Raw genomic sequence first — 10,795 nt, 5'->3', positions numbered from 1 at the left:
GAGCCAGAGCCAGAGCCAGAGCCAGAGCCAGAGCCAGAGCCAGAGCCAGAGCCAGTCAAGGCGGCTGCACCGGATATCAGTTGGGGCAATATCACCCTCAAGCGGGCGATGGAGCAATATCAGGCTGCTGAAGGTGCCATCGAAGCGCATGATGCTTTACTGGCCGTGATAGGTGAATGCTACAAACAGCGGAAAAACAGCAAGTATCTGCAGTTGGGGCAAGAGTACGATACCGCATACAGTGCATTGTTTGCCGCCAGTCGGGAGAAAGTGATCAGCAAATCACCCAAGGCTGAGTTCAAGGGCACAGGATTTATGCAGCTCTCCACCCTGTGCAACGATGCCGGCCGTTTCGATGCCGCCATAGCCCTGTGCAACAAGGCGATTGAATATGGGCTACAAGATGGCACAGTCACAGGTTTTGAAGGTCGTATTAAGCGTATCGAAAAGGCCAGAGATAAAGCCTTGGCTTGAGTACAAAAGTCGATTCAATGTGTAGAATCAAGCAAGGAGGGCCGGGCTAACTGCCGTGTCACTTCTTCCCAAGCTAAGCGAGCCTGCGGGTTCGCTTTTTTTATTGATGGAGAGCCGCAATGAAACCAGCGACTTTATGGGTTGCACTTACTTCGCTGTTGCTGCTGGCAGCTTGCAGCAAACAACCGCAATGGACTCTGTTTTACTATCCGGATATACAGCAGCTGGATATAGACAAGCCGGATACCCAGCCGCAAGCGGCCGAGAAAATGGACCGTTATCATGCTATTGCCGGTTACTATCAAACTCTGCAGCAGTGTCAGGACAAGGGCAGAGGTATGCAACACCTCAATGAAGGCAAGGGCAGCTTCGAGTGTGGTCACAACTGCCGTCTCGACGACAGGGATATGGTAATCTGTGACCAATGGCACAATAACGGCCCCTAAGGGACATGAAATTTAAACAGGATTACTTCACCCGCCTGGCGGGATTTTACCAGCAGGTACTGCCCGCCGGGTTACCTTCGCCCCATTGGTTGGCCTGGAGCGATGATGCGGCGGCGCTTTTGGGCCTGAATGGCCCCAGTGAAACCCTGCTGCAGCAACTCGCCGGCAACCAAAGAATGCCGGGCGCCGAATATTACGCCCAGGTCTATAGCGGGCATCAGTTTGGCGGCTACAGCCCCAGGTTGGGTGATGGCCGTTCGATCATTCTCGGTGAGGCACTGGGGCCAGAAGGTGCCTGGGATCTGGCCTTGAAGGGGGCGGGACCCACGCCATACTCACGTCACGGTGATGGCCGTGCTGTGATGCGTTCGGCGGTGCGCGAGTTTCTGGTGTCCGAGGCGCTGTATCATTTGGGCGTACCCACCACCAGGGCGCTGGCGGTGATCGGCTCTGAGTTGCCGGTGTGGCGTGAGTCGCTGGAAAAAGGCGCCATTACCGTGCGCTTGGCCCGCAGTCATATACGTTTTGGTCACTTCGAGTATTTCTGTTACAGCGAGAAGGGTCAGGCCGACAAGCTCAAGCAGCTGCTCGATTTCACCCTGAGCCAACATTATCCCCAGCTCAGCCTGGACTATGAGGGCTACAAGGCCTGGTTTGCGCTGGTGGTGCGTGATACCGCGCGCATGATAGCCCACTGGCAAGCGGTGGGTTTTGCCCACGGGGTGATGAATACCGACAATATGTCGATTCTCGGCGACAGTTTTGACTTTGGCCCCTTCGCCTTCCTCGATACCTTTAAGGAAGACTTTATCTGTAACCATTCAGATCCCGAGGGGCGTTACGCCTTCGGTCAGCAACCCGGCATCGGTTTGTGGAACTTGCAACGTTTGGCGCAGGCGTTGACGCCCGTGCTGGCTTCCGATGACTTGATAGCCGCGCTCAATACCTATCAGCACGAATTGGTGCAGCAATATCTTGGCTTGATGCGCGCCAAGTTGGGGCTGGCGCCCTTGGCCGAAGGTTTAAGCCTTAATGACCGGCTGGAGCAGGACAACAAGGACCTGGCACTTATCGGCGCTTTTACCGGCTTGCTGGAACAAAACGCCTTGGACTACACCCAGAGCCTGCGCCGCTTCGGCGAGCTGGACCCCAAGGCAGAAAACAGCAGTCTGAGGGATGATTTTATCAATCGTCAGGGCTGGGATGATTGGCTGCCCGAGTACCGGCGCCGTATCGATATCCGCCAGGGGCTTGAACAGTGGCAGGCCGAGCGCCGGGCCCATAACCCCAAATATATCTTGCGCAACTATCTGGCTCAGGAAGCGATAATTGCCATCGAAGAGGAGGGCAATAGCCAGCCGCTTGAGCAGTTGTACCAGCTCCTCAGGCGTCCGTTCGATGAGCAGCCTGAGATGCAGGAGTTTGCCAAGCGACCACCGGATTGGGGGCAGGGGTTGATCATGTCCTGCAGCAGTTAAGAAATAGGATTAAAAGATGCAGTATCAAAATCTTAGCTTGGATCCCGAGCATAAAACCTTGTCGATGACGGCCAGGGTCGAGTTTGAAGCCTTCGACAGCTTTGCCGAGCACCTGTGCCGGGCGCTCGATGCCAAGGTGCTGGAGCGGCAATGGGGGGCAGATCGTCACCAATGGTTGCTGGATTTTGAAGGCAGTCTCTTGTGGCTCAACTATGAGTTCTACGGTGATGTGTGCTGGTTAAGCTGCCAGAGTGAACAAGACTGGGAAGTATTGGTATATCTGAAACATTTACTGGAGTCACAGGCATGACAGAAAAGCAGGCCACGGCGGAGTTTCATTATCGGGATCTTTCCCCTGAACTGATTTTGGATGCCATCGAAAGTCTGGCGATTTACCCGGAGACGGGACTGACGCCACTCAACAGCTATGAGAACCGGGTCTATCAGTTTCGCTGCGATCGCGGTCAGAGGTACGTGGTTAAGTTCTATCGCCCCGAACGTTGGACCTATGCCCAGATTTTGGAAGAACATGAATTTACGTTCGAGCTGGCCGAAGCCGAGATCCCCATTGCCGCCCCTGTGGTGCTCGACGGCCGCAGTCTGCATCACTTCAAAGAGTGGCGTTTCGCGCTGTTTCCTTCCATAGGAGGTCGCAGCTTTGAGGTGGACAACCTGGATCAGATAGAGGGCGCCGGCCAGTTTATCGGCCGTTTACACCAGTATTCCCGTGGCAGCCTGTTCAAACAGCGCTTGAACCTGACGCCGACAACCCTGGGGACTCCGGCGCTGGAACAACTGCAGCACACAGAACTGATCCCGAACGCTTTGCGGGAACATATGCTCGAGGCGGCATCCAGCCTCTTTTCTGAGCTGCAGTTGCGCTGGCAAGGTATCGAATACCAGAGTATGCGCCTGCATGGAGATCTGCATCCCGGCAATATTCTCTGGACCCCCAATGGCCCTGGGTTTGTCGATCTCGACGATGCCTGCAACGGCCCTGCGGTGCAGGATCTGTGGATGATGCTATCCGGTGACAGGCAACAACAGACGCTGCAACTGGAAGTCTTGCTGGAAGCCTACGAGGCTTTCTCCAACTTCGATACCAAGGAGCTGCAGTTGATAGAGCCACTCAGGGCTCTGCGAATGTTGCATTACAACGCCTGGTTGGCCAAGCGTTGGGACGATCCCGCGTTTCCGCGCCATTTTCCCTGGTTTGCGACCGAAGAATACTGGCGACAGCAGTTGCAGGCCTTTAAAGAACAACGGCAGCGTCTGGACGAAGCGCCACTGAGCCTTATTCCCTATTGAGTGGTACTGAGACCCAAAGGCGATACCTGAAGGGGCTTGGATTTAACAAAAAGGGAACTCAGGGCTTGAGTTCGACTCAAAAAGAAGATTATGTTATTCAGCAATTCCAGCAGTGTTGGCTGAAATTTTAATAAACAAGGAACTCCAATGAAGAAAATCCTGATGTTGGCAGCAGCATTTTTGCTGCTTCCCCTGGCGGCCACAGCGGCCCAGTACAAAGAAGGCGTGCATTATACTGTGGTCAGTGAAGGCCCTGCGTCCGCTAAGCCTGAAATCACAGAGTTTTTCTCTTTCTACTGTCCCCATTGCTATAACTTCGAAAAGAACGTGATCCCCAAGCTGAAGGCGCGTTTGCCCGAAGGAGTCGCTTTTGAGCAAAACCATGTCGACTTTATCGGTCGCGAGATGGGGGTGGAGATGTCCCGTGCTTTCGCCACTGCCGAAGTGCTGAAGGTGTCTGACAAGGTCAATCATGCCATGTTCAGTGCGATTCAGGACAAGAAGCAACACTTCACCAATCGTGATGACATCAAGGCGCTCTTTGTGGCCAATGGCGTAGATCCCAAGCAGTTTGATTCTGCGGCCAACTCTTTTATGGTCAACAGCATGATGGCCAACATGAAGCGCAACACAGAAAACGCCAAGATCTCAGGTGTGCCAGCGCTGGTAGTGAATGGTAAGTATCGAGTTGAAACTGGTGCCATCAAGTCTTATGACGAGATGCTGGATATTGCTATCTACCTGACTCAGTTGAAGTAATTCGGTATATAGATACCAAAAGGGCCGACATGGCCCTTTTTTGTTACCCGGAAATACTGGTAGAAACCCCAAAAAAAACCGTACTCCTTGGTCGCAAGAAGTACGGATTAGAGCCATAAGGCTCAGTTTTTACCCTGAGTAACGCGATCACTCTAACAGTGCGTCAAAAAATTGGCAAGTGATGTGTTTTTGACTTTGCTTGTCAGGTATGGATGTATAACAGGAATATTTTTACAACAAAGACTTCTACTTACGATTTTTGGCTCATTTTACTGAATTGAGATGAAACCTTCTGCCGGGTTAGGAGGTCAAAACTTCGGGATCGGAAATCAACTAAAGGAGGTTTCTCGTGCGTGTATTTCCTGTCTATGCTCCCAAGCTGATTGTCAAACACGTAAGGATATTTTTGACCGGCGCCGTCTGGGTGAAAGATCTGGGAAGATTAGAGTTTGATAAGGGGCGCTTTTTGCTGCCGAGAAAAAGCCTGCCAAAGGTAAAGCAGGCTATCATGGAATTGAACGAACTCATTGAAACTCAGAATAGTCAAGCTAAAACCGTTTAGATTCAGTTGACTTCGTCGTTGAGCAGACCAACAAGGCCGGTAACTTTCTCGTTCCACGAGTTGAGATCTTGCTGAAGTTGTTGGTTTTGCTCTATCAGATGAGCATTTTTCTGCTTTTCTTCTTCCAGCTCCATTTTCAGAAGCTCAATATTTTCGAGCGCAGCCTGGATTTTGGTCTCCAGTTTGGACAGTAATTCTAGGCTCATACAGGAGTCCTTAAATAGTTGGGCGAATGAGATATTGATTCTATCAGTGCCACTGGCTTAAGGAATAGCTCTTATCTCCAAGTGTCCAAAAAATATGCGATAAAATTGGTTGTTTGATAGTTTTTTTCACTTATCTGAATCCCGGCTGTCCCAAGTGAGCTTTTGCCGGATAAAATAATAATTTTCGCCCCGGAACCCAGCCGATGACAATTCAACGTATCGATACCAATCCACGCATGAGCAGCATAGTGATCCACAACAACACGGTTTATCTTTGTGGTCAGGTTGCCAAGGATAAGTTCGCCGATATTCAGCAGCAAACCCGAACCATGCTCGAAGAAGTGGATGAGCTGCTCAAGCGGGCTGGCAGCAGTCGTGAACGGATCCTCTCAGCGACTATCTACCTGAAACAGATGAGTGATTATGATGCCATGAATGCCATCTGGGATGCCTGGTTACCGGCAGGGCATGCACCGGCTAGAGCCTGTGTGGAGGCCGCGATTGCCGAGCCCGAGTATCTGGTGGAAATTTCAGTTATCGCGGCGATTTAAATCTCACTGCCGGCCGAGGCAATCAGCACCCGGCCAAATTCAGCGCCTTCCTGCTCAGGAGTGATTGCCAGCAGCTGATCCATACGAATGGCGCGGTTGCTGGTGGTCGTTTGCACCAACAGCCACTCGCTCTTGTCGGGACGGGTCTCGGTGATCAGCGCCTTGCCATGAAGTATCTCTCCTTGCAACAGCTCTATTTTCAGCGGATAACCGCGAATACAGGCCAACTCGAGGTAATCATAGCGGCCGCAATCTATCGCTTGGTAAGGTTTCATATTTTAGTCTTTTAGTTTGAAGTTAAATAATAATCTTCCTGATAGAAGCTGGCACTAATCGGAATTAAGTCAATATCTAAGCAGAATGGTATAAAAGTAGCCTGATTTTTCACTTATACCAAAATAAGTTGCAGCAAATTGTGAGGTCAGGAATGAAACCGAATGGCAGCTTGGAGGGACTAGCGGGGCGGGACAAGCACAGAGACTGTGCTCAATGCTGATGGTTCTTGGTTTGAGAGTGGGGCTACCACACCCGCCTCATGGGAAGGGTATCGGGTATTCGCTTAATGGCATTAATCTATTGATTTAAGCTTATTGTTGTTTATTGCTTATAAAAGATTTGTGTATTTTCTAGGCTAAAGTAGAATTTGAGTAAATAGTTACTCATTAATTGTCTTTTTTGGATTTAATGAGTACTTAGTTACTCATAGTGTCTTTAGGAGCGCTCATGGAACATTTAACCATTCAGGCTTTTATCAATAGCCAATGGATAGATATTGCCAAGCTCTCTTTTCCAAACAGCGCACAAGGTCATTATCGGCTTACCTCGTTAGATTACGAGCAAGATTATGCCCTGGCAGAGCTCAATAAAGACGACATGCATGCCGTTTCGATAAACCACCCTGTCAGCCTGTTTTTTGAAGAGCCGAGGTGGCTTTGTTTCCTCGATGACATCATGCCTGACGGTGCAAGTCGCCGCTACTGGCTTAAGTACTTCGATATCGCAGATCTGAGCTTAGATGAGCAAAATTTTATCCTGTTAAAGTTTGGCACTATCGCGCCGGTAGGTAATTTACGGGTCAAGGAATCATTGCCTGAGCGCTCAGTCATTGCTGACAGGCTGACATTCACCGTGGATGACGTTAAAAATCGCGCGGCTGATATTCTGGATTACGCACAATACCGAGGCGCTGCTGCTGGTGGTGCAACAGGAGCTGGCGGGGAAGCACCCAAGTTGCTGTTACGTTGTGACGATGAGCAAAACATCTGGATTGATAGCTATCAGGACGACCAACAAAACCGAGACCTGCATTATTTGGTGAAATACCCAAGAGGCTCACGTTCACCCGTTGATTGTGACATCTTGCGAGCAGAGTACCACTATTACCACGAGCTGGCAGAAATGGGCTTTGAGACTATTCCAACGGCCAATATGCGACTCGAGGAGGGCCATTCCTACCCATCATTGTGGCTGCCGCGTTTTGATATTTATTTCAATGAACTCGGCCAGCAGCGTTACGCAATGGAATCGGTTTACTCGATACTGGGTAAAGCTGCCGGAGTTACCTTAGATCACGAGCAAACCATAAGAACGCTCGTCCACAAGATCACTCATAGCCATATGGTCTTAGAGCAAGGTTATCAGTTTGATATTCAGGCTTTTGTGCTTGAGTTGGTTCAGAGAGACTTACTCAATATCCTATTTGGTAACAGCGATAACCACGGGCGTAATACCGCATTTCTTAAAGGTGATGGTTGGATAAAGCTTGCCCCTATCTATGACTTTGCACCAATGAAGGCTGATCCTGAAGGGGTGGCCAGAACCACAAAGTGGCAATCACCGCTCGAAGTTGGGGGTGAGTATGACTTTCAAGGTATTGCCGATTCGTTGGCCGATTTGGTGCCTGCTCAAGAGTTAATGGCAGCATTAAAGCTCACCGCCCAGCAATGTCTTAACTTGAAGCAGCGCTTAATTGCGCGTGGTGTACCGGAACGGATTATCGATATGCCTGCGATTGGCTTTACTTATATCGAAGACAAGCTAACAAGGTGGGGATTGGTATGAGTGATAAAACATCTACCCTTGAGTCTGCTAAAGAGGCTATTGCTCGTCTTAGAGCTAATCGTCGGCAAGCTGGTGACGTTGTAATTGAAGCGTCACAATATCAGCTCTCACTAGACGCTGAAGAGACTCACGCAAAGCAAGCTCCCCCTCCCCAACGTGCTTCCAAGCATAGCGGGAGGGTGAGTACTGTTGAGAGACGTAAGGCCATCGAAGGCGTTACGCAAAGGCTATTACGCGGAGAACTTACTCAAGGGCAAGCTCTTAAAGCTTTACGTATTGAGGTTTTAGGCCTAACCCAAGACGAGTATGCAAATTTGGCTAAAGTGTCACGTAAGACCCTCTCTGACGTTGAGAACGATCGGGGTAGCTATAAGACTGATATTCTCGACCGATTGTTTAAACCCTTTGGCCTGAGAGTGGGGATTGTGCCTATCTCTACCGGCATCAAATAACGACTATGGTCGTGCCTTTGTGGGGAGAATAAATACAGTATCATACTGTATTTATTCTCGATTACCCGGTGGTTTCCTTGCTCAATAGTTATCGAAGCGGTCGTTAGCATCCAGCTACTGCATAGCCTTTAAATGGGCCTGATTGCTCTAGCTAGGTTCACTGTGCATGGTCATGAGCCGCCACCAAATTCAGGTTATCGTCGTCTAGCTCACCATTCGCCCAATGATGTGAGAATTTTCGTATTCGTCGCCAAAACTATCGCCTAATGAGCTTGCAGGCTTTAGTATGCGGAATGATTCTCCCGATTTGGCATGCCAAACGGGTCAGGGAAGAAAGATAAATGCTCAAGGAGTCGAAGCATGCGAATAGTGCATTTCCGTGACGCTTACCAGGAAGATATTCCCATAATCGTCAAACCGGACAAGGCGGCTGGTTATATCCGTGAATACCTGAGCCGTCAGCCAGGATTTTATGAAACCGTCTTTGGTATCGATACCTTCCTGCGAGATTCAGGTATCACTTATTTCCAGGGGCCACATCAAATCCCATCCATCATGGAGCGGATCTCTTGGCGGTTGGAGTCAGGCGATTTTCTACTACTGGGAGACAGGGAAGACGGGTTTGACACTATCCTGTTTTTCGGTGACATCAGCCCTTTTCTATCGAGCACTTTCAAGGAACGCGTCAAGCGTTTACCTCCCCGGCTGCAGTACGGCTATGGCAACTATTCCAAAGCTCCCGAGCCCATTATCGAGCCGGACATGACACCGGCACCAGAAGCACCGGCCGATCTCCATCCCAGTCCAATGGCTACCGCAATTAACGCCATGGCTTCGGCTCCTCGAAAGAAAGCTATCGAACTTCAAAGCTATTCTGTTGAACAGGTATTGGCCAATCCCGAGTTACAGGGAGTTACCCCGGTTAACTTCATCGATCCTGCCTCCATGCTGGTTGATGACATTGTGACTTTCCTGGAGGAAGGCAAGTCATTCATTCAATCACCGTCCTTGTCCAGTGCAGCCATGATGGCGGCAATCGTGGTCCCAGGGAAGTTGATTGATGGAGCAGCAAAACAAGTGCTTAAACGAGAGATGGGCGATGTCACCCAGTACGCTGCCAATGCTCTCAAAAACGTGAATGTCAAATCTGCTAACCGGGTCAATGAAGCCTTGGGTCAATATGGTGGAGATCATGTCGCCAGGGTCTTGAAGCTGGATGAGCACTCAGACTTTATCAAACGCTATCACGGTCCTGATAACTTCTATACCAAGGATGGCAAACTGGTTGAAGCAGAGTTCAAAGGATACAGCAGTGATAGTGCTACATTGGGAGTTAATAGCAAGGGATATAAGCAAGGCTCTGAACAGAAGAACTTAGCAAGAGCTCGGCAGATGAGTAAAAAGAAGCCCAGGATCGGAAAGGAATCTAATCGCATTGGGGGGGCTTATACCGAAGGTGAAATCAATGGACTCTGGGGGAAGATGATGGAGGATAAAGGACAGAAAATGCATTTAGCGGTGTTCACTAATACCGAAACAGGTCAGGTTCGTGCATTTTGGCAGGACGCTCAAGGGAGTTTAGTCGGGAATCCTGTTGTCAATGAACTGATACCGAACTTTAATGAGGCGAAAAACCTGATAAGTACAGCATTGAATTAAAAGGACCTTGAAGAATGACGACCAAAGTACCTCAAATGAGTCAGACAGAGATAGAGAATGACATAGCCCTGTGTTTGCAACAGATCGCACGGGCTAAAGAACTAGAGGTTTCAGGTTATTACAAAGATAATGAGATAAAACAAGAGAGCATCTATGCTGGAGATGCAATGTCTTATGCTCAACTTGGTATGGCTTACGCCTTACATAATGATATTGCAGAAGCGCAAGCTGCTTTTAGAACGGCGGCAGAATTACAGTCATTGCCTATTCGGATGGCCTACGACACTGAATTTGATAATTATCAAGGCTCAGTGATTGTGCGAGGTGCAGAGGCATACAACGTAGTTGATTGTGCTAGTTATGCTTTGGCCGCAGATACGATAGAAATTGCTCAGCTTGTTTGCGCCATCTTCCCAAAGGAAAGACCTAAAACTCCCGAAAAGACAGAGACTATAGACGAGTTTGTTTTTGCCCTCGACGCTTTCTTTAAAGGGGAGTTTAGTCAGGCTGCCAATATCTGTGAGACTCGGATAGAGAAGTTCCTGGCCAAGCCCAGTAAAAAACTCACTTTCAACAGCAATTACTACACCTTGCATTTGGCATTGTGGGGAATATGTACGGGGGACCAGCAGTCCTTTGACGAAGGTATTCGAAAGCAACTGACGATATGCCACCATGAAGCCCGTTACGGTGAGTGGAAGGGAATGGTTCCAGGGCATTATGCTGAATATGCAGTCGCACTCACTAATCTAGCAATCCTCGCTGGCCTTAAGCAGCAAGTGTTGAGGGTGTTCAAAATTCTGTGTCACGTTAAAAATCACAGATCGATGTGAGCATCC

13 protein-coding genes and 1 pseudogene are annotated in these 10,795 nt (G+C 49.5%); 12 read left to right on the top strand and 2 right to left on the bottom strand.

Annotation, left to right across the window (positions count from 1 at the left end; all coding sequences use genetic code 11):
* The 7 genes and pseudogenes from CX651_RS19930 to CX651_RS19170 form a co-directional block, all read left to right on the top strand.
* Positions 1–474: pseudogene (locus CX651_RS19930) on the top strand (hypothetical protein); the annotation flags it as partial.
* A gap of 119 nt (positions 475–593) precedes the next feature.
* On the top strand, positions 594–920 hold the full coding sequence (locus tag CX651_RS19195; RefSeq protein WP_101057675.1) for a hypothetical protein: 327 nt from the start codon (positions 594–596) through the stop codon (positions 918–920).
* A gap of 5 nt (positions 921–925) precedes the next feature.
* Positions 926–2,398 (top strand): protein adenylyltransferase SelO, encoded by a 1,473-nt coding sequence (locus CX651_RS19190; RefSeq protein ID WP_101057673.1) that lies wholly within the window; start codon positions 926–928, stop codon positions 2,396–2,398.
* A 16-nt stretch (positions 2,399–2,414) separates the two neighbouring features.
* The gene (locus CX651_RS19185; protein WP_101057671.1) at positions 2,415–2,708 is read left to right on the top strand and encodes a DUF3630 family protein; all 294 of its coding nucleotides are present in this window, start codon (positions 2,415–2,417) and stop codon (positions 2,706–2,708) included.
* Complete coding sequence (locus CX651_RS19180) at positions 2,705–3,706, top strand: serine/threonine protein kinase (RefSeq protein WP_101057669.1); 1,002 nt, start codon at positions 2,705–2,707, stop codon at positions 3,704–3,706. Before CX651_RS19185 ends, CX651_RS19180 begins: the two co-directional genes overlap by 4 nt.
* Positions 3,707–3,853: 147 nt before the next feature.
* The gene (locus CX651_RS19175) at positions 3,854–4,465 is read left to right on the top strand and encodes a thiol:disulfide interchange protein DsbA/DsbL (protein WP_101057667.1); all 612 of its coding nucleotides are present in this window, start codon (positions 3,854–3,856) and stop codon (positions 4,463–4,465) included.
* A 349-nt stretch (positions 4,466–4,814) separates the two neighbouring features.
* Positions 4,815–5,027, top strand: coding sequence for a DUF1107 domain-containing protein (locus CX651_RS19170; protein ID WP_025010850.1), 213 nt, complete (start codon positions 4,815–4,817; stop codon positions 5,025–5,027).
* A gap of 2 nt (positions 5,028–5,029) precedes the next feature.
* Here the strand turns inward: CX651_RS19170 and zapB are convergent, their stop codons facing one another.
* The gene (gene zapB, locus CX651_RS19165; protein WP_025010851.1) at positions 5,030–5,233 is read right to left on the bottom strand and encodes a cell division protein ZapB; all 204 of its coding nucleotides are present in this window, start codon (positions 5,231–5,233) and stop codon (positions 5,030–5,032) included.
* Positions 5,234–5,436: 203 nt separating this feature from the next.
* On the opposite strand from zapB, the gene CX651_RS19160 reads away from it, so the two are divergent.
* Positions 5,437–5,784, top strand: coding sequence for a RidA family protein (locus CX651_RS19160; RefSeq protein WP_101057665.1), 348 nt, complete (start codon positions 5,437–5,439; stop codon positions 5,782–5,784).
* On the opposite strand, the gene CX651_RS19155 is transcribed toward CX651_RS19160, so the two are convergent.
* Positions 5,781–6,059 carry a Rho-binding antiterminator gene (locus CX651_RS19155; protein ID WP_101057664.1) on the bottom strand — a complete coding sequence of 93 codons (279 nt, stop codon included), beginning with the start codon at positions 6,057–6,059 and terminating at the stop codon, positions 5,781–5,783. The genes CX651_RS19160 and CX651_RS19155 overlap by 4 nt on opposite strands.
* Positions 6,060–6,507: 448 nt before the next feature.
* On the opposite strand from CX651_RS19155, the gene CX651_RS19150 reads away from it, so the two are divergent.
* The 4 genes from CX651_RS19150 to CX651_RS19135 all read left to right on the top strand — a co-directional run bounded on the left by CX651_RS19150 (position 6,508) and on the right by CX651_RS19135 (position 10,789).
* Positions 6,508–7,845 (top strand): type II toxin-antitoxin system HipA family toxin, encoded by a 1,338-nt coding sequence (locus CX651_RS19150; protein ID WP_101057662.1) that lies wholly within the window; start codon positions 6,508–6,510, stop codon positions 7,843–7,845.
* Entirely contained in the window at positions 7,842–8,297 is a 456-nt protein-coding gene (locus tag CX651_RS19145; RefSeq protein WP_101057660.1) for a helix-turn-helix transcriptional regulator, read from the top strand. The genes CX651_RS19150 and CX651_RS19145 overlap by 4 nt, the downstream gene beginning before the upstream one ends.
* A 360-nt stretch (positions 8,298–8,657) precedes the next feature.
* Positions 8,658–9,956: a hypothetical protein gene (locus CX651_RS19140; protein WP_101057657.1), complete on the top strand. Its 1,299-nt coding sequence runs from the start codon at positions 8,658–8,660 to the stop codon at positions 9,954–9,956.
* Between the two features lie 14 nt (positions 9,957–9,970).
* Positions 9,971–10,789 (top strand): hypothetical protein, encoded by an 819-nt coding sequence (locus CX651_RS19135; RefSeq protein WP_101057655.1) that lies wholly within the window; start codon positions 9,971–9,973, stop codon positions 10,787–10,789.
* Positions 10,790–10,795 lie beyond the last annotated feature (6 nt).

Origin of the sequence: Shewanella chilikensis (genome assembly GCF_002836945.1) — a bacterium.
In the GTDB taxonomy this organism is placed as follows: domain Bacteria; phylum Pseudomonadota; class Gammaproteobacteria; order Enterobacterales; family Shewanellaceae; genus Shewanella; species Shewanella chilikensis.
The sequence above is the reverse complement of the archived record's forward strand: the minus strand, read 5'-3'. Positions and strand labels throughout refer to the sequence as shown.

Excerpts from the sequence above, each read along its gene's own strand:
- CX651_RS19140 (WP_101057657.1), top strand. The coding sequence starts at position 8,658 with ATGCGAATAGTGCATTTCCGTGACGCTTACCAGGAAGATATTCCCATA.
- CX651_RS19150 (WP_101057662.1), top strand. The coding sequence starts at position 6,508 with ATGGAACATTTAACCATTCAGGCTTTTATCAATAGCCAATGGATAGAT.
- CX651_RS19145 (WP_101057660.1), top strand. The coding sequence starts at position 7,842 with ATGAGTGATAAAACATCTACCCTTGAGTCTGCTAAAGAGGCTATTGCT.
- CX651_RS19195 (WP_101057675.1), top strand. The coding sequence starts at position 594 with ATGAAACCAGCGACTTTATGGGTTGCACTTACTTCGCTGTTGCTGCTG.
- CX651_RS19160 (WP_101057665.1), top strand. The coding sequence starts at position 5,437 with ATGACAATTCAACGTATCGATACCAATCCACGCATGAGCAGCATAGTG.
- CX651_RS19190 (WP_101057673.1), top strand. The coding sequence starts at position 926 with ATGAAATTTAAACAGGATTACTTCACCCGCCTGGCGGGATTTTACCAG.
- zapB (WP_025010851.1), bottom strand. The coding sequence starts at position 5,233 with ATGAGCCTAGAATTACTGTCCAAACTGGAGACCAAAATCCAGGCTGCG.
- CX651_RS19180 (WP_101057669.1), top strand. The coding sequence starts at position 2,705 with ATGACAGAAAAGCAGGCCACGGCGGAGTTTCATTATCGGGATCTTTCC.
- CX651_RS19135 (WP_101057655.1), top strand. The coding sequence starts at position 9,971 with ATGACGACCAAAGTACCTCAAATGAGTCAGACAGAGATAGAGAATGAC.
- CX651_RS19185 (WP_101057671.1), top strand. The coding sequence starts at position 2,415 with ATGCAGTATCAAAATCTTAGCTTGGATCCCGAGCATAAAACCTTGTCG.
- CX651_RS19155 (WP_101057664.1), bottom strand. The coding sequence starts at position 6,059 with ATGAAACCTTACCAAGCGATAGATTGCGGCCGCTATGATTACCTCGAG.
- CX651_RS19175 (WP_101057667.1), top strand. The coding sequence starts at position 3,854 with ATGAAGAAAATCCTGATGTTGGCAGCAGCATTTTTGCTGCTTCCCCTG.